The 22,312-nt window shown below is 73.8% G+C and carries 27 protein-coding genes; 10 read left to right on the top strand and 17 right to left on the bottom strand.

Annotation, left to right across the window (positions count from 1 at the left end; genetic code table 11):
* Positions 1 to 143 precede the first annotated feature (143 nt).
* Both ACE3Q8_RS18255 and ACE3Q8_RS18250 read left to right on the top strand, forming a co-directional pair.
* The gene (locus ACE3Q8_RS18255; protein WP_374471727.1) at positions 144 to 470 is read left to right on the top strand and encodes a hypothetical protein; all 327 of its coding nucleotides are present in this window, start codon (positions 144 to 146) and stop codon (positions 468 to 470) included.
* A gap of 150 nt (positions 471 to 620) precedes the next feature.
* The gene (locus ACE3Q8_RS18250; RefSeq protein ID WP_374471726.1) at positions 621 to 797 is read left to right on the top strand and encodes a hypothetical protein; all 177 of its coding nucleotides are present in this window, start codon (positions 621 to 623) and stop codon (positions 795 to 797) included.
* Positions 798 to 862: 65 nt separating this feature from the next.
* Here the strand turns inward: ACE3Q8_RS18250 and ACE3Q8_RS18245 are convergent, their stop codons facing one another.
* Positions 863 to 1,177: a hypothetical protein gene (locus ACE3Q8_RS18245; RefSeq protein WP_374471725.1), complete on the bottom strand. Its 315-nt coding sequence runs from the start codon at positions 1,175 to 1,177 to the stop codon at positions 863 to 865.
* A 124-nt stretch (positions 1,178 to 1,301) separates the two neighbouring features.
* Between ACE3Q8_RS18245 and ACE3Q8_RS18240 the strand changes: the two genes are divergently transcribed.
* Positions 1,302 to 1,478: a hypothetical protein gene (locus tag ACE3Q8_RS18240; protein WP_374471724.1), complete on the top strand. Its 177-nt coding sequence runs from the start codon at positions 1,302 to 1,304 to the stop codon at positions 1,476 to 1,478.
* A gap of 22 nt (positions 1,479 to 1,500) precedes the next feature.
* Here ACE3Q8_RS18240 and ACE3Q8_RS18235 read toward each other — a convergent pair whose 3' ends face one another.
* On the bottom strand, positions 1,501 to 2,418 hold the full coding sequence (locus ACE3Q8_RS18235; RefSeq protein WP_374471723.1) for a hypothetical protein: 918 nt from the start codon (positions 2,416 to 2,418) through the stop codon (positions 1,501 to 1,503).
* Positions 2,419 to 2,786: 368 nt separating this feature from the next.
* Between ACE3Q8_RS18235 and ACE3Q8_RS18230 the strand changes: the two genes are divergently transcribed.
* Positions 2,787 to 4,136, top strand: a complete 1,350-nt coding sequence (locus ACE3Q8_RS18230; protein ID WP_374471722.1) for an NAD(P)/FAD-dependent oxidoreductase — start codon at positions 2,787 to 2,789, stop codon at positions 4,134 to 4,136.
* 28 nt (positions 4,137 to 4,164) lie between these two features.
* Here the strand turns inward: ACE3Q8_RS18230 and ACE3Q8_RS18225 are convergent, their stop codons facing one another.
* From ACE3Q8_RS18225 to ACE3Q8_RS18190, 8 genes are read right to left on the bottom strand one after another with little or no spacing between them, the layout of a single operon-like run.
* The gene (locus ACE3Q8_RS18225; RefSeq protein WP_374471721.1) at positions 4,165 to 5,097 is read right to left on the bottom strand and encodes a type II secretion system F family protein; all 933 of its coding nucleotides are present in this window, start codon (positions 5,095 to 5,097) and stop codon (positions 4,165 to 4,167) included.
* A gap of 2 nt (positions 5,098 to 5,099) precedes the next feature.
* On the bottom strand, positions 5,100 to 6,041 hold the full coding sequence (locus ACE3Q8_RS18220; protein WP_374471720.1) for a type II secretion system F family protein: 942 nt from the start codon (positions 6,039 to 6,041) through the stop codon (positions 5,100 to 5,102).
* Positions 6,038 to 7,390, bottom strand: a complete 1,353-nt coding sequence (locus ACE3Q8_RS18215) for a CpaF family protein (RefSeq protein WP_374471719.1) — start codon at positions 7,388 to 7,390, stop codon at positions 6,038 to 6,040. Before ACE3Q8_RS18215 ends, ACE3Q8_RS18220 begins: the two co-directional genes overlap by 4 nt.
* Positions 7,387 to 8,535, bottom strand: coding sequence for a CpaE family protein (locus ACE3Q8_RS18210; protein ID WP_374471718.1), 1,149 nt, complete (start codon positions 8,533 to 8,535; stop codon positions 7,387 to 7,389). The genes ACE3Q8_RS18215 and ACE3Q8_RS18210 overlap by 4 nt, the downstream gene beginning before the upstream one ends.
* Positions 8,536 to 8,556: 21 nt before the next feature.
* Entirely contained in the window at positions 8,557 to 8,844 is a 288-nt protein-coding gene (locus ACE3Q8_RS18205; RefSeq protein ID WP_374471717.1) for a hypothetical protein, read from the bottom strand.
* 14 nt (positions 8,845 to 8,858) lie between these two features.
* The gene (locus tag ACE3Q8_RS18200) at positions 8,859 to 10,253 is read right to left on the bottom strand and encodes a type II and III secretion system protein family protein (RefSeq protein WP_374471716.1); all 1,395 of its coding nucleotides are present in this window, start codon (positions 10,251 to 10,253) and stop codon (positions 8,859 to 8,861) included.
* Between the two features lie 30 nt (positions 10,254 to 10,283).
* Positions 10,284 to 11,135: a Flp pilus assembly protein CpaB gene (gene cpaB / locus ACE3Q8_RS18195; protein WP_374471715.1), complete on the bottom strand. Its 852-nt coding sequence runs from the start codon at positions 11,133 to 11,135 to the stop codon at positions 10,284 to 10,286.
* A gap of 26 nt (positions 11,136 to 11,161) precedes the next feature.
* Positions 11,162 to 11,377 (bottom strand): Flp family type IVb pilin, encoded by a 216-nt coding sequence (locus tag ACE3Q8_RS18190; protein ID WP_374471714.1) that lies wholly within the window; start codon positions 11,375 to 11,377, stop codon positions 11,162 to 11,164.
* Positions 11,378 to 11,720: 343 nt separating this feature from the next.
* On the opposite strand from ACE3Q8_RS18190, the gene ACE3Q8_RS18185 reads away from it, so the two are divergent.
* Complete coding sequence (locus ACE3Q8_RS18185) at positions 11,721 to 12,947, top strand: FAD-dependent monooxygenase (RefSeq protein WP_374471713.1); 1,227 nt, start codon at positions 11,721 to 11,723, stop codon at positions 12,945 to 12,947.
* On the opposite strand, the gene ACE3Q8_RS18180 is transcribed toward ACE3Q8_RS18185, so the two are convergent.
* Together ACE3Q8_RS18180 and ACE3Q8_RS18175 are read right to left on the bottom strand one after the other, a co-directional pair.
* The gene (locus tag ACE3Q8_RS18180; protein ID WP_374471712.1) at positions 12,883 to 13,989 is read right to left on the bottom strand and encodes a tyrosine-type recombinase/integrase; all 1,107 of its coding nucleotides are present in this window, start codon (positions 13,987 to 13,989) and stop codon (positions 12,883 to 12,885) included. The two genes, ACE3Q8_RS18185 and ACE3Q8_RS18180, sit on opposite strands and share 65 nt — an antisense overlap.
* Positions 13,986 to 14,297 carry a hypothetical protein gene (locus ACE3Q8_RS18175; RefSeq protein ID WP_374471711.1) on the bottom strand — a complete coding sequence of 104 codons (312 nt, stop codon included), beginning with the start codon at positions 14,295 to 14,297 and terminating at the stop codon, positions 13,986 to 13,988. The genes ACE3Q8_RS18180 and ACE3Q8_RS18175 overlap by 4 nt, the downstream gene beginning before the upstream one ends.
* Before the next feature lie 160 nt (positions 14,298 to 14,457).
* Here ACE3Q8_RS18175 and ACE3Q8_RS18170 point away from each other — a divergent pair, with 160 nt between their 5' ends.
* Positions 14,458 to 14,613, top strand: a complete 156-nt coding sequence (locus ACE3Q8_RS18170; RefSeq protein ID WP_374471710.1) for a hypothetical protein — start codon at positions 14,458 to 14,460, stop codon at positions 14,611 to 14,613.
* Positions 14,614 to 15,027: 414 nt separating this feature from the next.
* Here ACE3Q8_RS18170 and ACE3Q8_RS18165 read toward each other — a convergent pair whose 3' ends face one another.
* A complete protein-coding gene (locus tag ACE3Q8_RS18165) occupies positions 15,028 to 16,038 on the bottom strand; it encodes a sensor histidine kinase (RefSeq protein ID WP_374471709.1) in 1,011 nt (336 codons plus the stop codon).
* A 263-nt stretch (positions 16,039 to 16,301) separates the two neighbouring features.
* On the opposite strand from ACE3Q8_RS18165, the gene ACE3Q8_RS18160 reads away from it, so the two are divergent.
* The 4 genes from ACE3Q8_RS18160 (at position 16,302) to ACE3Q8_RS18145 (ending at position 18,174) form a co-directional block, all read left to right on the top strand.
* Positions 16,302 to 16,742, top strand: a complete 441-nt coding sequence (locus ACE3Q8_RS18160) for a hypothetical protein (protein WP_374471708.1) — start codon at positions 16,302 to 16,304, stop codon at positions 16,740 to 16,742.
* 223 nt (positions 16,743 to 16,965) lie between these two features.
* Positions 16,966 to 17,217 (top strand): hypothetical protein, encoded by a 252-nt coding sequence (locus ACE3Q8_RS18155; protein WP_374471707.1) that lies wholly within the window; start codon positions 16,966 to 16,968, stop codon positions 17,215 to 17,217.
* 298 nt (positions 17,218 to 17,515) lie between these two features.
* Positions 17,516 to 17,830: a DUF736 domain-containing protein gene (locus ACE3Q8_RS18150; RefSeq protein ID WP_374471706.1), complete on the top strand. Its 315-nt coding sequence runs from the start codon at positions 17,516 to 17,518 to the stop codon at positions 17,828 to 17,830.
* Between the two features lie 149 nt (positions 17,831 to 17,979).
* Positions 17,980 to 18,174 (top strand): hypothetical protein, encoded by a 195-nt coding sequence (locus ACE3Q8_RS18145; RefSeq protein ID WP_374471705.1) that lies wholly within the window; start codon positions 17,980 to 17,982, stop codon positions 18,172 to 18,174.
* Between the two features lie 201 nt (positions 18,175 to 18,375).
* On the opposite strand, the gene ACE3Q8_RS18140 is transcribed toward ACE3Q8_RS18145, so the two are convergent.
* From ACE3Q8_RS18140 to ACE3Q8_RS18125, 4 genes are all read right to left on the bottom strand, one after another.
* Positions 18,376 to 19,251 carry an endonuclease/exonuclease/phosphatase family protein gene (locus tag ACE3Q8_RS18140; RefSeq protein WP_374471704.1) on the bottom strand — a complete coding sequence of 292 codons (876 nt, stop codon included), beginning with the start codon at positions 19,249 to 19,251 and terminating at the stop codon, positions 18,376 to 18,378.
* Between the two features lie 83 nt (positions 19,252 to 19,334).
* On the bottom strand, positions 19,335 to 20,738 hold the full coding sequence (locus tag ACE3Q8_RS18135; RefSeq protein WP_374471703.1) for a recombinase family protein: 1,404 nt from the start codon (positions 20,736 to 20,738) through the stop codon (positions 19,335 to 19,337).
* A 168-nt stretch (positions 20,739 to 20,906) separates the two neighbouring features.
* A complete protein-coding gene (locus ACE3Q8_RS18130; RefSeq protein ID WP_374471702.1) occupies positions 20,907 to 21,563 on the bottom strand; it encodes a class I SAM-dependent methyltransferase in 657 nt (218 codons plus the stop codon).
* Positions 21,564 to 21,607: 44 nt separating this feature from the next.
* The gene (locus ACE3Q8_RS18125; protein WP_374471701.1) at positions 21,608 to 22,186 is read right to left on the bottom strand and encodes a hypothetical protein; all 579 of its coding nucleotides are present in this window, start codon (positions 22,184 to 22,186) and stop codon (positions 21,608 to 21,610) included.
* Positions 22,187 to 22,312 lie beyond the last annotated feature (126 nt).

The raw sequence follows: 22,312 nt of genomic DNA, 5'->3' as shown, positions 1-22,312 counted from the left end.
TCCGGCTGTCCGCCAGGGTTCGGTTCGAACGCGGATCTCGGCGCTCGGTCTGGGAGCGGAGGTTCCGCCGACCGGCTCAGGAGCTCGCCCGCTGACGTCAGCCAAGGGTGGTTAGCGGGCGATCGTCCCGATACGTTTCCGCCATGACTGGCTCACACGACAAGATCATTGCGAAGGCGGCGAAAGCGACGCTTCAGCCGCTGGGGCTTCGCCGGAAGGGCCACTCGCGCTTGTGGATCGGCGACCATGGCTGGTGGCTGACGATCGTCGAGTTCCAGCCGAGCGGCTTCAGCAAGGGCAGCTACCTCAACGTGGCCGCACATTGGCTCTGGTCTGACAAGGGGTACATCAGCTTCGACCTTGGCAGTGGAGCCGATTGGGATAGTCGAGCGGCTGACTTCGAAGATCACCAATCCGTTGAGCAGTTCGAGGAAGCGGCGAACAGGCTCGCCGTGATGGCATCGGAATAAGTCCGTGACTTGGCCGCTCGCCTACCGTCGGTCGAGGCGACGGCGGACCTTCTGCTAAGCCACGAGAAATCCACGCGCGGCGGGAGCTGGTCGACCTACAACGCAGGGATCGCAGCAGGGCTTTGCGGACGCGCAGAAGAGGCAGCCACCATGCTGCGCTCCATCACGGACGCGCGGATCAAAGGCGCGGCAGATCGTTATGTGAGCCTGACATCCGACCTCTCGCGCTTTCGCGAGCTGGCCCTCCTGCAAATCGCAAGTCAGCGCGAAGCACTACGATTAGCACCCCTTCGCAGTCCGCCCTCTAACGTCCGCAACTGGCGCTGAGCGGACCAAGCTGGGCGATCAATCGGCTCGAGCTGAGTGCGACCCGGCCTCTCGAGGCGGAGCATTCAGTTCGCTTCGAAATCCTTCGGTTCTAAGGGCCGGCCAGGCCGCCTTGGTGTGTACATTCTGATCCGCGCCGCGGAGCCGGCGAGCACCAGGTAAGTCGCGCCGCCACCGAGCAGGGCCCACAGGACTGCGCCCTCGAGCGAACCGCCTGTCCTCAGCTTCCAGCCGAACGCCCCCGCGGCCGCGACGGCGCAAATCGCGCTCCAGCCGATCTCCTCGGCCCGCTTGGCCGCCCTGATCTCGAGAACGAGGTAGAGGAGCACCGCGCCGAACGCGGCCAAGCCGAAGAAGATCGCCAGCCGTGCGTTGATCATGACGGTCGCTCAGGATGTCGCGGCAAGGCGAACCAACCATCGCGACTGCGGCTGAACATGGGCTTTCCGCGGGCAGGCCGTCGATGTCTGTCTGGCGCGCGCCCTGCAATCCGCGCCCGACCCGTTGCGGAGCTTCGATCAGGGCGGCCAGTCGGCGGCGGACGCGGCCGCCTCCCGCGCGCTCATGGCCCACTGCGCCAGTTCGCCGGACCACGTCTACCTGCCGGAGACGGGCGCCGACCTGAAGGCGGCCTTCCACCAGATCGGCGAGGAGATCTCCGCCCTGCGCCTCTCGCGCTGAGGCCGGAAGGCGTTGGCCGGAGCTAGCTGAAGACGAAGTCGCCGGCGCTGAGCTGAGCCGCCTGAACGCCGGCGATCAGGACCCAGTCTGCGCCGGAGAAGACGATCAGCACGCCCGCCTCCGCCGGTTGGAACAGGCTTGCGAGCTCGTTGAAGCCGTCGAGGCCATAGCCGCTGAGCTCGATCAGGTCCTTTCCGGGCTCGAAGTCCATCACCGAGCGGACCGCGAGTTGACCCGTCGGCGCGAACACGAAGCGGTCGGCGCCCGTGGTCGCGCCCGCCGCGCGGAACGCAGCGTCGCCCCACATGTCGGCGGAACCGCTCGGCGCTATGAGGAGGTCGTCGCCTCCGGAGCTCAGGCCTTCCAGCCGCTCCGCATCGCCGAACAGCCGCACAGCGCCGTGCAGGCTCGACAGACCGGTGACGGTGTCGTCGCCGCCCACGCCGGCCCCGAGGATGACCTCCGCGTCGCCGTAGGCGGTGGGCGTTCCGAAGCCGTCGGCGCTGACCCGGTCGTGTCCGCCCCTCGCCAGGCCGCCGATGGTCGCAGCATCGCCGTAGGCGACGGCGGTCTCGTCGGCCCCGGCGCGAACATCGTCATCGCCGCCGATCGCACTCCCCGTCAGCAGCTCTCCGTCGCCGAAGGCGTAGGCCTCCGCGCCGCCGCCGGCGACCACCAGATCATGCCCGCCGCGAGCGTGGCCGAGGAGGGTGAACGCGTCGCCCCAGACACGCGCGGCATGCGCGAGCGCCGTCAGCTCGTCGCTCCCGCCCTGCGCGAAGCCCGCCAATGATCGGCCGTCGCCAACCAGGTCGACCATCCCGTCCGGCAAGTCCGTCAGAAGCAGGGTCTGGTTCCCGGCGTGGGTGAAGGCTGCCAGCACACCGTCATGGTCGCCGAACACCGCTCCGGTCGTCGGAGTGTGGGACTCTGCGAGCATGGCGAACTCCTTCGTTCGTGACGCTGCCGCATACGGTAGCTTGGCGCATTTCCCCGCGACCCGGACAACAATCCGCACGGGAGCGATCATTAGATGGGCGGTCTTGATGTCCGATGGTGTCTCCGCGACCGTTCCCCCGACAGGAAGGGCCGACGAGGCGATCACGCGGGTTCGTTCGACGCGGCTCTCCGCCGCGCGCCCCGACAGATCAGGTTGCGGCAGCCGCGTCGATACAGGGTGGCGCGCCGGCGTCTTGGAGGCGCACAATCATTTCCGCGTCCGTCGGGGCGGTCGCTTGCGTCGCCCGCTCGGCCCGAAGGCGGCGCCCGCAGCTGACCGGCCGCAGACCGGGCGAGGGCGAGGCGAGGATGAGCAGGCCGACGCAGGTGGTGATCGTTGGCGGCGGGTTCGGCGGGCTGGAAGCGGCCAAGGCCCTGCATGACGCCCCGGTGGAGGTGACCCTGATCGACCGGCAGAACCACCATTGCTTCCAGCCGCTGCTCTATCAGGTCGCCACGGCCACGCTCAGCCCTGCCGATGTGGCCTGGCCGATCCGGGGGATCCTGTCGCGACAGAAGAACGTCCGCGTGGTCATGGCCAACGTCACCGGGATCGACGCCGACGCCCGCCTTGTCCGCACGAACAGTGGCGACTTCCCCTACGATCACCTCGTGCTCGCCACCGGCGCCACGCACGCCTACTTCGGACACGACGAGTGGGCGCCGAGCGCGCCCGGACTGAAGCGGATCGAGGATGCGACCGAGATCCGCCGCCGCATTCTGACCGCGTTCGAGCGCGCGGAGTTGGCGACCGACGCCGCGGAGCGGGAGCGGCTGACGACCTTCGTGGTGGTCGGCGGCGGCCCGACCGGTGTCGAGATGGCGGGCGCCATCTCCGACATGGCCCACGAGGCGCTGGCTCCGGATTTCCGCAACGTGGAGCCCGCGGCTTCCCGCGTTCTGCTCGTGGAGGCGGGGCCGAGGCTGCTGGCCGCCTTTCCCGAAGCCCTGAGCGCCTATACGCGCCAGGCGCTCGAGCGTCGGGGCGTGCAGGTCCTGCTGGGGGCGCCTGTGACACGGATCGCCGAGGATCATGTCATGCTCGGAGAGCGCCGCCTTCCCGCCGGCGCGGTGATCTGGGCGGCCGGCGTGGCCGCCTCGGCGGCGGCCGACTGGCTCGGCGCAGAGCGCGACCGGGCTGGCCGGGTGATCGTCGGCCCCGACCTGTCCGTGCCGGGCCGCCCCGAGGTCTTCGCGATCGGCGACACGGCGGCCGTTCCCTGGGAGCCGGGGAGGACCGTGCCGGGCGTCGCCCCGGCGGCCAAGCAGATGGGCGCCTACGTCGGGCGCCTGATCGGCGATCGCGCGCGAGGTGAAGCCGGCTCAGCTCCCTTCCGCTATCGGCACGCGGGCGATCTCGCCACCATCGGGCGCAAGGCCGCCGTGGTGAGGCTGCGCCGGCTGACGTTGAAGGGGTACGCCGCGTGGCTCTTCTGGGGCGTCGTCCACGTCTACTTCCTGATCGGCCTGCGCAATCGCATCGCCGTGGCGTTCAGTTGGGCCTGGGACTACCTGACCTTCGGCCGGCGGGCGCGGCTGATCACAGAACCCGCGGGCGTCCGGCCTGCCGAGGCTGAGCGTGAGGGATCGTCGGGCGTCCCCTCTGCGCCTGCGGCCGCGAAGGCGGCGCAGCCCGACGCCGCGCCTGTATGGCGGTAGGGCGCGGACCCCTGCGGCTTGTGGCCGGTCAGTCCGCGAAAAGGGTGCGCGCGAACAGGATCAGGATCGGGACGAAGATCACGCCCACCAGGCTCGGGAAGATGCAGAACACCAGGGGGAAGGCGAGCTTCACCGGGAGTTCGGCGGCGCGCCGTTCGGCGTCCAGGTAGCGGGCCTTGCGGATCTCTTCGGCGGCGGTCCGCAGGGCCGCGCCCAGGCTGGCGCCGACGGCGTCCGACTGAATGAGGATGGTGGTGAGGCTGCGCACCTGCTGGCCGGGCGCGCGCCGGGCGAGTCGGGCGAGGGCCTCGGCGCGGCTCGCTCCGGCCTGCATCTCGGCCAGCATCATGGCCAGCAACTGGCAGAGCTCCGGATGGAGGTCGCGGAACTCGGCGACGACCCGCTGCAGGGCGGCGGGCGCGGTCGCCCCGGCCTCCACCGCGACCACCAGCAGGTCCACGGCGTCCGGGAGGCCGCGGGCGATCGCATCGGTGCGGGCGGCGGTGCGCCGGCGCAGCCAGAGCACCGGGCCGAACAGGCCGAGGTTTCCCAGGCCCAACACGAGGGCGGCAAGCCACAGCGGTCCGAGCTCGGCCGTGAGGGCCAGGGCCAAGCCTGCGGCGGCGCAGGCGGCGGCGGCGAGGGCGCGGACGCCGAAGAACACCTCCGCGGCCCGCTCTCCGAAGAAGCCGGCGTGGACGAGGCGGGTGCGCAGGGCGCCTCTCTCCTCGGTGTCCAGGCTGCCGCGCCCGGCGCGCCGTCCCCAGGCCACGAGCGTGCGCGTCAGGCGCGGGCTGAGGGTCTGCAGCAGAGGCTGAAGCGATGGGCCCGCGGCCGGCGCGGCGGCCAGGCGGCCGGCCAGACGGGTGTCGAAGCTCCGGTCGCCGAAGGCGGCGGCGAGGGCGCCAGCGGCTGCGCCCGCGAGCGCCAGGACGAGGACGATCAGCAGGAGGTGCGCCATGCTCAGACCCTGAAGTTCACCATGCGCCAGATCACAACCGCGCCGGTGAACCAGAGGAGCGGCGGGGCCGACATCAGCGGCCAGAAGAGCGGATCGCCGGCCGCGTCGCGGTAATAGTCCGGTCGCAGCAGCATGATCGCGGCGACGACGAGGAAGGGCAGGCTGGAGATCACCCAGAAGGAGAGCCGGCCTTCCGCCGTGACGGCCTGAGCCTTCCGCTTGAGGTGCGCCGTTGCCCGCAGATCGTCGGCCAGCTTGAGCAGCACCTCGGCCACGTTGCCGCCGGTCTCTCGGGTGACCTCCAGGGAGGCCGCGAACATGCGGAGCTCGGCCACGGGATACCGTTCGGTCAGCGCGCGCAGCGCGCTCGCCCGGTCACGGCCGAAACTCATCTCGTCCAGGACCGCCGCGAACTCCGGCCCGATGGGGCCCGGCATCTGCTGGGCCACCACGCGCATGGCGACCACCACCGGGTGGCCCGCCTGCAGACTGCGCGCGATCAGCTCCACGGCCTGGGGAAGCTGGGCGAGCAGGCGCTCGCGACGCTGGCCGGCGATCAAGGACAGGACCAGGCCCGGCAGGGCGCCGCCCGCGCCGGCCGCGGCGGCCAGCGCCAGCATCGGATGCAGTCCGGCGACCGCCAGCGCCGCGAAGACAGCGACTGCCACCAGACCGCTGCCCAGGACGAGCTGGACGGGCGTGAAGCCGCCGCCGGCCGCAAGGATCCGCCTGCGCAGGCCCGGCCACCGGCGGTCGACGAGGGCGTCCAGCGCCGCCAGCGGCCCGCTATAGGGCCTGGCCTCGGCGCCTGAGGGCGCGCCCACCCGCATCAGTCGCCGGTCGAGCGATCGCGCCTCGCCGCCGAGCGCCCGCAGCAGCAGCCAGCCGCCAAGGGTCGCCAGGCCCAAGGCAAAGGCGAACAGGGCGCCGAGCAGCTCGATCATGCGTGCAGTCCTTCGGGAAGGGGCACGCCGCTGGCCCGGAACTTCTCGGTGCAGACCGGCCGCAGGCCCGTCCACACGAACCCGCCGCGGACGCGGCCGAAGTCGTCGACCCCCTGCGCCTCGAAGCGCAGCAGCTCCTGCATGGTGACCACCTCGCCCTCCTGACCGGCGATCTCCTGGATGCTGACCACGCGGCGGCTGCCGTCGGAGAACCGCTGGAGCTGGATCACGACCTCGATGGCGCTGGCGATCTGGGAACGCATGGCGCGCGGCGCGAGGTCGAGGCCGGCCATGCCGATCATCTGCTCCAGGCGCGAGAGCGCGTCCCGCGGCGTGTTGGCGTGCACCGTGGTGATCGATCCGTGGTGCCCGGTGTTCATCGCCTGCAGCATGTCGAACGCCTCTCCGGCGCGGACCTCGCCCACGACGATGCGGTCGGGGCGCATCCGCAGCGCGTTGCGCAGCAGGTCGCGCTGGGTGATCTCGCCGCGGCCCTCGACGTTGGGCGGGCGGGTCTCGAGCCGCACCACATGCGGCTGCTGAAGCTGTAGCTCGGCGGCGTCCTCGATGGTCACCACCCGCTCGTCGCGGCCGATCGCCATGGACATGGCGTTCAGCAGGGTGGTCTTGCCGGTCCCGGTGCCGCCTGAGATCAGGATGTTGAGGCGCGCGGCGACCATGCCTTCGAGCAGGCGGGCCGCGGGCGCGTCCAGCGCGCCGCTCGCCACCAGCCGGCCGAGGTCGAAGGGAATGCGTGCGAAGCGGCGGATCGAGAGCTGGGCACCGTCGACGGCGATGGGCGGGATCACCGCGTTGATCCGCGAGCCGTCGGGCAGACGTGCGTCGACCATCGGCTGGCTCTCGTCGATGCGCCGGCCCACCTTGTCGACGATCCGCTCGATCACCCGCAGGAGGTGCTGCTCGTCGGCGAACCGGACAGGCGTGCGCTCGATCCGGCCGCGGCGCTCGACGTAGACCTCGCGGGCGGTGTTCACGAGGATGTCCGAGATCTCCGGATCCTGCAGCAGCGGCTCGAGCGGCCCGAAGCCGGTCAGGTCGTCCATCAGGTCGTCCAGCAGCCGCCGCAGCTCCTCCTCGTTGAGGGGCCGGGCGTCCTCCTTCAGCATCGTGGCCAGCAGCTCCGCGACCTCGGCGCGAACCTGATCCGGGGCGCGCTGGCCGAGGGCGGCGAGGTTCAGCCGCTCCAGCAGCCGGTGGTGCAGGTCGGACTTGAGCGCGAAGTAGTCGTCGGAGGCGATTTCCGTGTCGGGCGTTGGTTCGGGCCCCGCGCCGCCGGGGATCGGGCGGAGCCGCGTCCTTGCCGACGGGGGGGCGAAGGACAGCTTCACTCCGCCGCCTCCAGACGGGCCGGCGCCCCGGCGGCGAGCCTGGCGTCGACGGCTCCGAGCAGGGCGCGCACCGCGCGGGCGGCGGGCGCCTTTGGCGCGGCCTCCGCCACCAGCCGGCCCCGCTCGACGGCGCGGGCGAGCTGGGCGTCGAAGGGGATGGCGGCGTCGACGGGCGCCGCCAGCGCCCGCTGCACCCGCGCCGGCTTGTCTATGGCCTCCAGCACACCCGCCACCCGGTTCAGCACCAGGAGGCAGGGCGGGGCGACCCCCGCCGCGTTCATGGCGTCGAGCACGCGCCGGGCGCCGAGCACGCCGCCGACCGTGGCCATGGTCACGAGGATCACCAGATCCGAGCGCGCCAGGAGCGACGGCGTCCAGTCGGTCCAGGCGGGCGGGAGGTCCACGAACACCCTGTCGAACCGCGCCGCCGCCAGGTCCACCACGTCCAGGGCCAGCTCCGCCGGAAGCGCGTCGAGGGGCGTCAGCGCGGGCGCGGGGCCGAGCAGCCGCAAGCCGCTCGAATGGTCGGCGAGGACGCTGTCCAGCAGCCGGGCGTCCAGCTTGCCTCCGCTCTTGATGAGGTCCAGCACGCCGGTGCGGGGCTGAAGATCCAGGGCCACGTCGCTGTCGCCGAACTGCAGGTCGAGGTCGAGGACGACGCTGGACAGCGGCCGTGCGCGGCGCGAGCCGGAGACGGCCACGGCCGCGAGATTGAGCGCCAGGGTCGTCGCGCCCGCCCCGCCGCAGCCCTTCAGAACGCTGATGACCGCGCCACGCGGGCGCTCGGCGGCGGCCGCCGGCTGGAAGAGGTCATGCAGGGCGGCGGCGAGGCTGCCGGCGTCCTGCGGGCCCGCGAGCACGTCCCGCGCGCCGGCGCGGAAGAGCTGGCGAACGGCGAGGCTGTCCGCCTCCGGCGCCACCACCACCACGGGCGCGCCGCCGATCCTGCCGACGAGGTTCCTCAGCCGCTCCAGCCCCGCGGGCCCCGTATCCTCCAGGGCCAGCAGCCAGGCGTCGGCCGAGACGGCTCCCGCCCCGGTGGGCGACAGGATCCGGAGGCCCGCCAGGCGCGCGGCGGCGGCCTGCAGGTCGCGGGCGAGATCGCCCCGCACGTCCGCCAGGGCGAGCGACAGGTTGCGTGTCATCGTGCGCTCCTTCGGTGCGGGTCAGGGCGTGGGGGCGATGGCTGTGGAGAGCGAGCTGGCGCCGAGCTGGGACGCCGCTTGCGTCTCCGCTTCCTTCACCTCGCCGGCCTCGTAGCGGCGGATCGCCGCCACGCCGCGAGCGGCCGAACTCGCTCGGGGGCCGGGATCGGGCGCCGGGGGGATCGCCTGGCTCTGCAGGGTCGCGGCGGCCACGCCGAAGCTGGGCGAGAGCGGCGCATCCAGCGGGGTGCTGCAGGCGCCGAGCCCCAGGCCGGCGGCGGTGACAAACATGGCGAGGCGCAGGGTCATGGTCAGGATCTCCCTCACGGACGACCGGCGCCCGGCGTCCGCGGCTTGTCGACGTTGGGCGTGAGCAACTGTTCGGCGGCGCTCGGCGCCTGGCGGGTGTCGGTGGGCAGCAGGAAATCCCGCCGCGTCCCCGGCTTGGCGAGATGGGCGGTGACGATGATCACCACCTCGGTCTCGTTGTTCTGGAAGCTGGTGGACCGGAACAGGGCGCCCAGGACCGGCAGGTTGGATGCGCCGGGCAGGCCGCGGAGGCTGTCGGAGAAGTCGCGCTTGATCAGGCCCGCGATCGCGAAGCTCTCGCCGTTGCGAAGCTCGACGGTGGTCTTGGCGCGGCGGGTGGTGATCCCCGGGATCCGGAAGCCCTGGAGAACCACGCTGTTCTCGCGGTCCAGCGCGCTCACCTCGGGGGAGACCAGCAGGTTGATGGTCTCGCCGTAGACTGTCGGCGTGAAGCCGACGCTGACGCCGTAGGGCTTGTACTCGACGGTGATCTGGGTCTGGCCGGGGCCGCCGAGCTGCGGCACCGGGACGGGGAACTCCCCGCCGGCGAAGAACACGGCGGTCTCGCCGGACAGCGCGATGAGCGTCGGCTCGGCAAGGGTCGAGGCGAAGCCGCGGCTCTCGAGCGCGGTAAACAGCGCCTGGAGCGTGATGTTCTCGCCGATGCCGGCCCGCCCGAACAGGTTGGCCACCGCTCCGGGGTCGAGATCGACGCCGGGCAGGGCGATGGGGCTGATGTCGCTCCAGGCGCCAGTGAGGCTCTGGATGCCGAGCTGGCGAAGCGCCGAGCGCTGCACCTCGGCCACGTGCACCGACAGCATCACCTGCTCGGGCCCGCGGACGGCCAGCAGGTTGACCACCTTCTCGGGCGCATAGCGCTCGGCCAGCGCCACGGCGCGGGCCGCCGCGGCCGACGACGAGACGTCGCCGCTGAGGATCAGGCCGTCGCCCTCGGCGCGGACGTCGATCGCCTCGCCCGGGAGCACGCCGGCGAGCGCCCGCGTCAGGCCGACGACGTCGAAGCCGACCCGCAGGTCCATGGTGGCGGCGGGCCGAGCGCCGTCGCCGGCGGCGAAGACGGTCAGGCTGCTCGCACCCGGCGCCTTGCCGAGGACGTAGAGCGTGTGGGCGCCGAGCGGGATCACGTCGGCGACCTTCGGATCGCCCAGCATCACGCGACCGATCGGCCGCTGGAAACGGAGGACCTGGGACCCGCCAGTGGGCAGCGCCAGCCGCCCGCCGTAGCCGGCGGCGTCGGCCTGGATGAGCCGGGCTTCAGGCGACCTGGGGTCTGGCCCCGGTTTCGAGGGCTGCGCGGCGGCGGTCCCAGCGAGGGCTGTTAGCGCGAGGGCGGCGGCGGCGGTCAGCAGGCGCCGGGCGGGCGCGCCGCCGGTCTTACGGGCGTTCATGTCCCACTCCTGGTCGGGTTGTTCGGGGCGCTAGTCGCGGCCCACGCGGACGTCGCGCGGTTCGGCGCCCAGATAGAGCTGCATGCTCGGCCCGGGCGGGGCGGTGTGTCGCGGCGCGGCCCGGGGGCGAGCCGGGCGGGGCGCCGCCGGCGCGGCGGCGATCGTCAGGTCGGTTTCTCGCACCGGGCGGGCGGCGGGTCCGCCATCGACCGCCGGCGGTCCGTCCTCCGCGCCGCGGAGCGCGAGGGAGAGCGTGCCTACGGCGGCGGCGAGCGCTAGCTTCTGCGCCTGTTCGGGGCTGACCTCGATCGTGGCGGCCTTCGCCACGATCGGGTCGTTCTTGCTGTCGCTCGCCATCTGGTCGACGGCGAGCACCCGGACCCCGCGCAGGAGTACGTCGGCCCGCATCTGCGGTTGTTCCTGGCCCTCCTTGCGGGTGACCAGGACATCCACGAAGTCGCCGGGGAGGACGAAGCCCGCCACCCCCATCACGTCGTCGACGCGGATGGTGCTGGCCCGCATCCCGGGGCGGATCAGGCCGGACAGGGTGGCGCGGCCGCCCGGCCCGGTGATCTTCTGGCGCAGGATCGGCTCGTTCACCGCGATCGGGGCGAGCGCATAGCGCGGCCCGCCGCCGAGCTCCTCGGCGGAACGGAAGGCGCCCGGCGGCGTCGCGCCGGCCGGCCAGGGCTGGACGCGGAGCGCCTCGGCCGGGACCGGCTCGCCATAGCCGATCGGCCGGGCCGCCACCAGCACGCGGGCCTGGGGCGGCGAGGGCGCCGCCGCCTGGGCCTGCGAGCCCGTGACGAGCCGCAACCCCCAGGCGCCCACGGCGCCGATCACCAGCGACAGCGCCAGCAAGATGAGACCGAGCCTGCGCATCGGCGCCCCCTTTTCCCGCGTCCGGCCTATTTGAGCTGGGTGAGCTGGGTGCCGACCTTGCCGAAGGCCGTCTTCACCTGCGGGGTCAGCGCGCCGGCGGCGGCGATGACGCACACGGCCATCAGGCCGATCAGCAGGGCGTATTCGACGAGCGCGGCGCCGCTCTGGTTCTTGCGGAAGGTGCGCAGGCCGGCGGCGAGCGCCTCGAGGCGAGACTTGGCCGCGAGTTGGAGGCTGGTCATCTTGGTGTCCCTCTGGTCGTGTCCTCCCGGTACGGCAGAGCCGCCCGGGCGTGAGGGAGCTAAGTTCGCGGCCGGACCCGGCGGACGATCATTTGAGAGCCGACGCCGCATTTCCGCCGGCCGAAACCTATCGAAATGAGGGCGCCCGCCGCTTTTCAGCCTTGAACGGTGCTCTGCGGACGAGGGCCGGGAGGGCCCTTGCGCGGGGCGTGGCCGACCCGGGCTGCGGCAATTGAGGGCGCAGGGCGGCGGCCGGCGCGCTACGCGGGAGTGCCTCGCACCAGGCCCCGGGCCGGCGCCCGCCGCCTTGGTCGGCAGCGGGGCGGGGGGAGCCGCAACGACGATGCAGGTGGTGTGCGTGGGCGCGGGCCCGGCGGGCCTCTATCTCGGGATCCTTCTCAGGCGGTGGGCGCCGGACTGCGAGGTCGTGGTCTACGACCGCAATCCCCCCGGCCATGCCGAGGGCTGGGGCATCGTGTTCTGGCGGGACCTGCTCGAGACCCTGCGCCGGTGCGACCCGGAGAGCGCGGGGGCCATCGAGGCGTCGGCCGTGGCCTGGCCGGGGCAGGCCCTCATGCGGGCGGGCCGCGCGCTCAGCGACCTGCGGGCGGGCGGCTACGGGCTCGACCGGCGCCGTCTGCTCGAGATCCTCGCGGAGCGCGCGGCCGGGCTCGGCGTGCGCCTGCGCTACGGGACCGAGATCGGCGGCCCGGCGGAGCTCCCGCCCGCCGACCTGGTGGTGGCCAGCGACGGCGCCGGCAGCCGCCTGCGCGAGGCGCAGTCCCACGTCTTCCGGCCCAGGGTCGTCACGGGCCGCAACAGGTACATCTGGCTGGGGGCCGCGCGGACCTTCGAGGCCTTCACCTTCGGCGTGGCCGAGACCGCGGAGGGACCCGTGTGGTTCCACGCCTATCCGTCGGGGCGGGCCAGCACCTTCATCGTGGAATGCGCCGCCGGGACCTGGACGAGGCTGGGGTTCGGCGGGATGTCCTCCGACGAAGCCGCCCAGGCGCTCTCCCGGGTCTTCGCGCGGGAGCTGGCGGGGTGTCCGCTGATGTCCGGGGGCGCACGGTGGCAGAGCTTCCGGACCGTGCGCACCGACACCTTCGTCGGGGAGGGGATGGCGCTGGTGGGAGACGCGGCGCACACCGCCCACTTCAGCCTCGGCTCCGGAACCCAGCTGGCCATCGACGACGCCGTGGCGCTCGCCACGGCCCTGGTGCGGGAGCCCGGCGTGCCGGCCGCCCTGCGGGCCTATGACGCCGCGCGCCGCGGGCCGGTCGCCCGCGCCCAGGCCCGGGCCGACCGCAGCGCCGCCTGGTTCGAGGCCCTCGACCGCTACGCGGCGCTCCCGGACGAGGCCTTCTTCGACCTGCTGCTGCACCGGCGCTCTCGCCTGCTGGGCGTCCTGCCGCCCACGCTCGCGTGGCGGGCGCATCGGGCCTCGCGCGCCTCCGCCCTCCTGCGGGCGCTGCGGCGGACGGGCGCCCGCCTGCATCGGCGGCTCACGGAGCCCCGGCGGCGAGGCGGGCGCAATAGGCCTGGAGGCGGGCCGCGGCCGTCTCGGTGAGGCGGCTCTTCTCCGCCTGGCGTCGGTAGCGGGCGAAGCTGGACGCGCTGCGGTGCCCGAGCATGGCGGCGCCTTCGGCGTCGCTGCAGCCGGCCAGGGCCAGCTCCACGCCGCGGGTGTGGCGCAGGCCGTGCAGGTCGTAGTCGGGCTGGTCGAGGACGCCCTCGCGGTGGAGCTGCTGGACGAACTTCACCACCTCCTGCCCGAGGCCGTCCTCCGTGTAGGGGGCGCCCGCCATGTTGAAGACCAGGCGGGCGGGGGGCCCGGAGGCCTCGGGGCGGGCCCGCAGCGGGTGCGGCGCCGGCCGGTCGGGGATCCGGGTCAGCCAGGCGGTGAGGCGAGGGTCCTCCGGAATGTCGATCTGGACCTGCCGCTTGCCGGTGCGGACCACGATCCGCCCGTCCTGGCGATGCCCGGGGGTGAGCCGCACGAGATCGCCCCGGCGCAGGCCCGTGTAGCGCGCCAGGGCTACGGCGCGGGCGAGGCCGTGGCGGGCGCGCGCCACCCCCGCCTCGAGCACGGCCTGCAGGGCGGCGTCTGGCCACAGGCGGTGCGGCTCGCCCAGCATGCGCGGCCGCGGCACGTTGCGGACCAGGGGGAAGGGGTCGCTGCGAAGCGCGCCGGAGACCAGACAGGGGCGGAGCACGTTCTTCAGCACCTGCAGCCGGACGTTGGCCGCCCGATGACCCCGGGTCGCCCAGGCGTTGCGGAGGCGCTCCAGGTAGGCCGCGCTGAAGGCGGCGATCGCGACCCCGCCGAGGTCGGCGTCCAGCTCCTTGAGGATCAGGCGGTACTCGTACTTGGTGGACGGGGCGAGGACCTGGAAGGCGGGGTCCTGCAGCTCGTAGGCGCGCAGGGCCGCCCTGAGGGTTCCGGGGCCGGCCGGCGGGGCGCCGGCATGGCGCGCCACCAGGGCCGCCACATGGGCCTGGAGCTGCGCGGGCGCGAGGTCCTGCGGCAGGCGGATCCGGGGACAGGCCGGGTGGCGGAGGTAGAGGTGGACGGCGCCGCTCGGCCGGCGGACGCGGTGGACGTGCTTCATGCCCTCCGAGACGCACGGGGCCTAGCCTGCCCCTGGCGGGCGGCGCGACGGGCGACGGCCTCCAGGGCGGACAGCGGATCCCCTCCGGTCAGCCCGTCCGGGGGTGCGGGTCCGGGGCCGAGCCGTCGCAGCAGGTCGTCCAGGTCGGCCCGCCGCCAGCGGCGGAGCCGAAGGCCGAGGGCAAGCGGGCGGACGCCCTCGCGGGCCAGGAGCCGGGCGAGGGAGCGGCGGCTCATCTGCAGGTAGGCGGCCGCCGTGCGCGCGTCCATGACGGCGGGCCAGCGGTGGGGAACGGGCGGCTGGGACATGGCCCCGGAACGCGCAGCCGGCCGCCCCTGGCGCGGTCGGCGCGCAGAGACTTGCGCCGTCGCAGGTCTGCGTCAGAACCGGACGCCGCCGGCTGGCGGGCTGTATGAAACATACAGTTTTTCTTAGGCTGGGGGCGGGCCCCTGCGGTACAGTGCGAGCATGTCCAGAGCGCCCGCGAAACGCGACATCCATGCCCTCTCCCTGAAGATCGGGAGCTGGTTCGAGGCCCAGGCTAGCGGCTGGGGCCTGGCGGCGATCCTTGTCCTCGTGGGCCTGGTGCTGGCCGCCGCCGTGGCGGCGGGCCGGCTCGGCTGAGTCCGGCGTGCGCCTGCGTCTCAGGGGGCGAGCGGCAGGACCAAGGCCGAGCCGGCCTCGCCGATCCTCGCCCTCCAGCGCTGGCCCGCGAGGGGCGGGGGGGACGACTACGCCCTGACCGCAGGGCACGGCTCGCGGGCGCAGGCCCGGCTTTGGGTCGCGCGGCTGGGGGATGCCCCGGAGGTGGCGCGGGTGGAGCACAAGATCCTGGGGCGCCAGCTGGGCTGGCCCGGCGGTGTTGTCGCCATCGACTTCCGAGGCAGGGCGGCCCCGGGCGGCGCGGCCAAGGCCGACCCGCCGGCGGCGGGTGGCCGGCCTGTCTGGGACGGGTGGCGGCGGGGTTCGGGGCGGTCCGTCGCTGGGTCGCCGGAAGAGCCGGGCGCGGCCAGGGGCGTGGGCGCCGGTCGTGGCCGCTCAGGCCGCGGTCCCGGTCGGCGGCGTCGCCAGGACGTGCGCCAGTGGCGCGCGCAGGGCGCAGCGCAGCCCCTCGGGGGCGAAGATCATCTGCACCGCGCCGCCCAGCTCCGCCGCAAGGCCCCGCTCGAGGAGGCGGGAGCCGAAGCCGCGCGAGGCCGGCTCGACCACTGGAGGTCCGCCGCGCTCGGACCAATCCAGGGTGAGCGCCGCCGGGTCGCCATCGATTGACCATGCCAGCCGCACGGCGCCGGCCGGATGGCTCAGCGCCCCGTACTTGAGGGCGTTCGTGCCGAGCTCGTGGAAGGCCATGGCCAGCGCGAGCGCCGCCTTCGAGTTGAGGCGGAGCGATGGCCCGTCGAGGCGGACCCGGGCGCCGGCCCCGTCGAGGGCGCCCAGGACGCCGGCTGCGACCTCGGCCACGCCCGCCCCCTCCCACTGCTCCCGCGTCAGGATGTCGTGGGCGGCGGCGAGCGCCGTGAGCCGACGCAGGAGCGCCTCGCGCATCGCCCGCGGGCTTTCCGTGCCCCGCAGCGTCTGGCTGGCGATGGCCTGAACCGTGGCCAGGTTGTTCTTCACCCGGTGGTTCAGCTCCAGCACCATCAGCCGCAGGTGCTCCTCGGCGGCCCTGGTCTTCTGCTCGGCGACGACGCGTTCGGTCACGTCGCGGAGGGCGACCGCCACGCCGCCCGCCCGCAGCGGACCGATCCTCAGCTCCACGAACCGCCCGGCCCGGAAGGCGGACGGGGCCTCGAGCTGCGAGACCTCGCCGCGCTCCATGGCCGCCAGGCAGGCCTGGCCAAAGGGACGGTCGCGGCCGTCGGGAAAGATCTCCCAGAGGTTCCGCCCCAGCACCGTCTCGCGGCCGAAGCCGAAGAAGTCCTCGGCCGCCCGGTTGCAGATGACCACCCGCCAGTCGCGGTCCACCGCATAGAAGGCGTCGGAGACGCTCTCGATGAGATCGTCCAGCCGGCCGCGGGCCATGTGGTCTGTACTCGGATCCGCACTCACCACCCCACTCTCGCAGCCCGTCGCCGGATGCGGAAGCCGAAGAACGAAGCCTCGTCCGATCTGCGCGGCCCCCTGGGCCGCGGGGGCGGCCCCGTGGGGGCGGGCGCCAGCGAGCAGGGCGGGACCTTGGGGCGGCGGTGGGGAGGGTCGTCCCTGGGCCCCAAGGCGGTGAACCGGGCGCGGCGGCGGTGGGAGGGGGGAGGGAGAAGGACGGGAGGGGGCGCCCCCGCATCGGAGGGGCGAGCACCCTGCAGGAGGCCGCCATGCGCGCGCGGCGCAGCCCCGAACCCCAATTCGCCCCCGAGCCGGCGCCTTCACCTGAGATCGAGGCGCTGAAGGACCTCTGCGCCCGGGCCGGCCAGACGGGCCTGGCGGCCCTCACCGGCGAGGAAGTTCTGCGGCTCTTCCTGCTGCGCGGCGCCGGCCCCGCGGCCGGGCCGCTGGCGCGCCGGCTGCTGGCGCGGTTCGGCTCGCTGCCGGAGGTGCTGGGAGCCCCGGAGCCGGAGCTCCGGGGGGCGGCCGGCGCCCGCGCCGCCCGCGAGATCCGCCTGTTGCACGAGTTGATGGTCCGCAGCCTGCGCGAGCCCTTCCGCGAGCGCCCGGTGCTGAGCAGCTCGGCCGCGGTGGCGGACTGGCTGCGGGCGGCCATGGCGGCTCTGCCGCGGGAGGAGTTCCGGGTGCCCGGGGTTCCTGGCGGCCTATAACGCCGGCCCGGGGCGCTACGCGGCGCACCTGGCCGGACGCGGCCCCTTGCCGGCGGAGACGCGCGCCTATGTGGCCCGGCTCGCGCCGGCGGTGACGCAGGCCTCTCCGGCCCCGGCCGGCTGGCGGACGGCCGGGCTCTTCCCCCCTGCGGAAGGGCGGTCGACCCTCTTCGCGCCGCCGCCGGAGTGAGGGAACGCCGGGGTCACGTGCGTCTATACCGGCATGAGCCCTGCGAACCCTCCGGCTGAAGCCGACCTCCCCGCCCGCCTGGCCGAGGCGCTCGCCCGGCGCGGCGTGCCGTTCACGCTCGATGTGGGCGGCGACCCGGTGCGGTGGCGCTTCCATCTGGGCGGGGGGTCGATCCTGGAGCTGGACGCGGCCGGCGCCGGAGGCTGGCTCGTGCCTCTGCCGGCGGAGCCCGCCGCCCTGGCCGCGGCGGCGGCGGCCGCGTTCGAGGACGCGGGGCTCGGGTGATGGCGCCGGCGGGCGGTCGCGGGCCTGCTCGGGTCCTTGGCGCCGGGTCTCCTGCGGGGCGGGCCGCCGAAGCGGCCGCTCGGGGCTGGATCTGACCGGGCCGGCCGGGTCGCAACGCCGGGGCCGGGCTTTCACTCCCCGGGCCTGACGGCCCTTCCTCGCGAGGCAGGAAAGCCCGGCCCCGTCGTCCTGCGCTGCGCTGCGGGCCCTGCGGGCTGCGCCCCGGCCCGGCGGACCGGTCGGACGATCGCCATCGCGGCCGCAATCGGGCGGCCCGATCAATCACAGGAGACCTCACATGGCCACCATCGGAACCTTCACCAAGCAGGCGGACGGCTCCTACGCCGGCGCCATCAAGACCCTGACGCTCAACGTCCGGGCGGCGGCCTTCCGGCCCAACGAAGCCAAGGCCGACGAGAAGGCCCCCGACTTCCGGATCTTCGCCGGCCAGACCGAGTTCGGCGCGGCCTGGCGGAAGACCAGCCGGGAGAACCGGGACTACCTCTCGTGCAAGCTGGACGACCCCAGCTTCCCGGTGCCGATCTACGCCAGCCTGGTGGACGCCGAGGAGGGCTACAGCCTGATCTGGTCCCGCAGCCGGGCGGCCGACTGAGCCTCGCCGGCGGCGCCTCCGGGCGCCGCCGGCTCCACCCGCGAACCCGTGGCCGCGGAGCCTGAGGCTCCGCGGCCTTTCGTCTGCTGGTGGCGCGCGGCCGGCCGACCTAACGGCAAGGCCCGTCCGGAGTCGACCCGAGGCCGCCCATGCCCATCCCGCCCCCCATCGACCCGCGCCAGCTGGCCGCCGAGATCGGCGCGGCCGTGTCCGAGTTCAACCGGCTCGCCAACCTGGCCGCCGAGCTCGGCCTGCTGGTCCAGGCGGAGATCATCCCGCAGCCCACGCCCGGCGGCCCCGGCCCACGCCCCGTGCTGGCCGTGCAGGTGGTGGCGCCGCTCTGAGGAACATCGCCGCAGGTGCGACGGAGAACGACACCCAGGAGGGCAAGATGAAAGGGCGCGGGACCTTCCGGTCCCAGGCGCCTGTGGGTGTTGGGTTTTCCGCGGGACCCGGCGGCGCGGCCCGGTCCCGCGTCCGCGGAAAACACGAGATCTTCCAGCCGGCGGCGCGGGACCTGCGCGGGGGCGCGCGCCGGCGACCGGTCAGCGGACCAGGGCGACCACCGGGCAGTGGTCGGAGGGACGTTCCCCGGCCGGATAGGTGAGCTCGTCGAAGCCGGCGAGGTCGCGGGCGGCCCGGCGGTCCAAGACGAGGTGGTCGATGAAGGCGCGGTAGCGCGGGTCGCAGGCCGGGGCGCGGTCTCCGGCGGCGAGCGCCAGGTCGGCGTTCGGCGGATCGGCGTCGTCGAGCTCCGCCCACACCGGATCGGCCGGTCCCGCCAGGCGGCGGTTGAAGTCCCCCAGCACCGCGAAGCGGATCGGCTCGCGGGCGCGGGCGTCGATCCAGCGCTCCAGGACCGGCACCTGGCGCCGCAGCGTCTCGCAGGCCTCGCCCCGGTCGCCGGACGCGCAGCCGGACTTCAGGTGGACCGCCAGGAGGCGCAGCGGCGGCCGGCCCTTCGGACGCAGGGTGACGTCAACGGCGGAGCGCAGGTTGGGGTCGCCGAGCTGCAGGTCCGTCAGGTCCGGCGCCCGCTGGAAGGCGATCCCCTTGCGGATGGCGAAGCCCACCGCCTGGCGGGTGAGGGTGCGCCCCTCCAGCCCCCGGCAGGGGAAGCGATCTCCGGCCGGCCGGGCTTCGATGACGATGTCATAGACCCGGGGATCGAACACCCGGGCCGCCGCCCGGGCCGACTCCGCCTCCTGGAATGCGACCACGTCGGCGTCCAGCCGGTTGGCGACGTCCCGCAGGCGGGCGTAGTCGGCGTCCGTACGCGGGCGGCAGCCCCGGGCCCCGTCCTCGGAAAGATGCTCCAGGTTCCAGCTGGCGACCCTGAGCGGCGGCGCTCCGCGGGCGGTCTCGGTGGCGCACCCGCCGAGCGCGAGCGCGAGAACCAGGGCGGCGAGGGGCTTGCGCATGAAGGGTTCCGGGACGGCCGACGGCGGCTCCGGAGCATGCGGCGAGTCGCGGAGAGGGTGAGCGTTCGGCCGCGGAGCAGCGTTCAGGGCTCGTCCAGCTGCCGCTCGGCGCGGGATCGGCTCGCCAGCCGCTGCTGGCGGTCGGGCAGGTGGCCGGTGAGGGCGTAGATGGCCGCCATGCCGCCGAAGCGGCCGCGGCAGACCTCGGCGCTGGGCAGGTCGGGGCAGGCGTTGATCAGGTCGACGCTGATGCGGCCTTCCCGCCTCTGCAGGGCGACGAGCCGGTCGCGGAGGTCCTCGTCGGTCCAGGGGGAGGGGCCGCGGCGGAAGTCGGTGGGACGGCAGCGCCGGGCGCTCTCGGCCGCCGCCGCCTGCTGCCGGCGCGGCTCGTAGCCGGCCAGGCGGTAGGCGGTCAGGAGGTCGCCGAACCGGCGGCGGTAGACGTCGGGCGCGTGGGCGGCCGGATGCTCAAGCAGGACGCCCGCGCTCAGCCGGCCGCGCTCGCGCAGGACCGTGCGCAGTTCCTCGATCAGCTGGTGGTCCTCCACCCATGGCTTGCGCCGGCGGATGTGCCGGGCGGCCAGGTCGAACAGGGCGCGGGAGACCATCGGCGGGAACCGGGTGGGCGTGCGCAGCCAGCGCGCGGGGTCGTCGCGGGCGCGCTGGCCCAGGCTGTAGCGGTAGCGGCCGTAGACCTGGACCCCGACGTAGGCCTCGTTGCGCAGCACCCCCAGCACCCGGGCGGCGGTCCAGCGGCCGCAGGCCCCCGTGGCCACGCCCTCGGCGTTGAGCAGGCCGGCGATGGCCTGCCTGGACATGCCGCCCACGGCGAACAGGCGGAAGATCCTCCGGACCGTCTCGACCTCGCCCTCGGGGCCAGCCACCAGCACCGTGCGCTGGCCCTGCAGGGCCTTCCGCTCCCCGTTCTCCAGGCGGCGCAATGCGCCGTCGGACGCCGTCACGATCGCCCGGCGCAGCCCGTAGCCGGGCCGGCCGGAGAGCCAGTAACCCTCCGCCGCCAGGCCGCGCTTGGCGCGCGAGATCCGGGCCGAAAGCTCGCGGCTGGATTCGGCGGCCATGGCCCGCTTCAGCTGCTTGACGATCGCGGCGGGGAGGCCGCCGTCGGCGGTGAAGGCCTCGGCGGTGTAGACGATGCGCACTCCCGCCGCCCGGCAGAGGAACTCGTAATGGGCGCTCTGGTCGGGATCCTGGAAGCGGCCCCAGCGGCTGACGTCGTAGACCAGCACGGCCGCGAAGCCCGGCGCCCCGCCGAGCACGTCCGCCAGCAGGCGCTTCAGCTCGGCCCGCCCCTTGAGGCTGATCCCGCTCACCCCGGCGTCGGCGTAGGTGGCGACGATCTCCAGGCCGTGGTCGGCGGCGTAGGCGGCGTTGTGCGTCGCCTGGTACTGGAGGGAGTAGTTCTGGTGCTCCGTGGACATGCGCAGGTACTGCGCGACGGGCGTCCGGGACTGGGCGGCGGTGGTCATGGCGCGGCTCCCGCCCGCCCTCGTCGCGCGGAGCCTAGCGGCCCGAGCGCCGGGAGGCGAGGGGCTGCCGCCGCGGACCGGCGGCTTCAGCCAGGCCGGGCGGAGGCACGGGAGAGGTCGGTGTCCGATCGCGGCCCTGTTGCGGGCGGTCCGCCCCGGGACCGGGGATTACGGCGCGGGAGTCCTCGGCCAGTAGACACCCCACCAGCAGGTCCGGGCGGTGGGCTCGCCCACGTGCCGCGGATCGGGGGAGCCGAAGCCGGTCTCCAGCAGGCGCTCCCGCAGCAGGGCCCGGACGTCCACGCCATCGCGCGCCCAGGGCTTCTCCACCGCCGGGACGCAGCGGGCCAGGCTGTTGACGACCACCAGCCGGCCTTCCGGAGAAAGGCTGGAGGCGATGGCGTCGACGACTAAGCGCGGATCCAGGGTGTGTTGGATGACCCAGACGGCGAAGGCGCCGTCCACCCGCACGCCGTCGCGGACGCGAGCCTCGAAGGCTTCCGGAGAGATCGCCTCGAACCTGTCCGAGCCCACGTAGTCGAGCGCCATGCGACGCATGCTGGCGCTGATGTCGACGCCGAGCACCCGGCAGCCGCTGCGTTCGATCAGCTCCTTGGAGAGGCGCCCCACGCCGCAGCCGTAGTCGAGCACGAGGTGCTCGGGCCCCGGCATCAGGTGGGCTGCGAGCAGCGCGCCGAAATAGGGGGTCTCGCGCGCCCAGCGGGTGTCGGTGTCGAGCGCCTGGTCCGGTGTGAGGATGATGCGACGCGCCGCGTCCAGGTCGGCGACGTCGAAGACCCCGGGGTTGTAGGTGACGGTAGCCATGCGGCTGGCTTACCACAGCTCGCCGGAACCTGCCGCCTTGGCGGTCAGCTTGCGCCCGAGGGCCGCGTCTTCCGCGCGACGAGCGTCAGCCGGTATTCCGCAACGATATTGTTCCGCTCGCGGGCCAGCAGGTCGACCTCCGCGGAGCTCAGCGTCCCGGCGCTCAGCTGCGAGGCGTAGGGCTCCGCCAGCACGGCGCTGCGCTCGGCCAGCCGGAAGTCGACGTCGGTGTAGTGGGCGAGGGGCGTGTTGGCGACCCTCGCGGCGCGCCAGGCGTCGTTCAGCTCGCGATCGAACAGTTGCAGGGTGGCGGGCGTAATCGGCCTCACGTGCGTGGGGTCGCTGATGAAGTTGTCGTGCCGCGGATGGGGCGCGTGGATCACGACCCGGGCTCCGGGAGCACAAATCCGGTAGAGCTCCTTCATGATGGCCAGGAACGCCTTGGGGTCACCTCCCATGTGCTCGAGCGAGTGGATGAACCGGACCTCCTCGGCGCAGTCGTCCGGCCAGGGCCAGGGGGCGATCTCGAGGTCCCAGACCACGTCCGGCTGGCATTCCGCCGCCGCGTCCACGTTGACGAACTCCTCGATGCGGTTGTGACCGCAGCCCATGTTCAGCTTCATGCCGTCTCCTTAGCACGCTGGGTGATGACGAAGACCCAGGGAGCGGCCACTCTGGGATGGATCCGCTGCAGGATTTCGCCTGTAGGCGCCGTAAGGACCCGCTCACGCCCCGTTCGGCGGTCAGGG

Origin of the sequence: Phenylobacterium sp., assembly GCF_041913825.1 — a bacterium.
Classification (GTDB): Bacteria; Pseudomonadota; Alphaproteobacteria; order Caulobacterales; family Caulobacteraceae; genus Phenylobacterium.
This window is presented reverse-complemented; position numbering and strand designations above follow the sequence as displayed.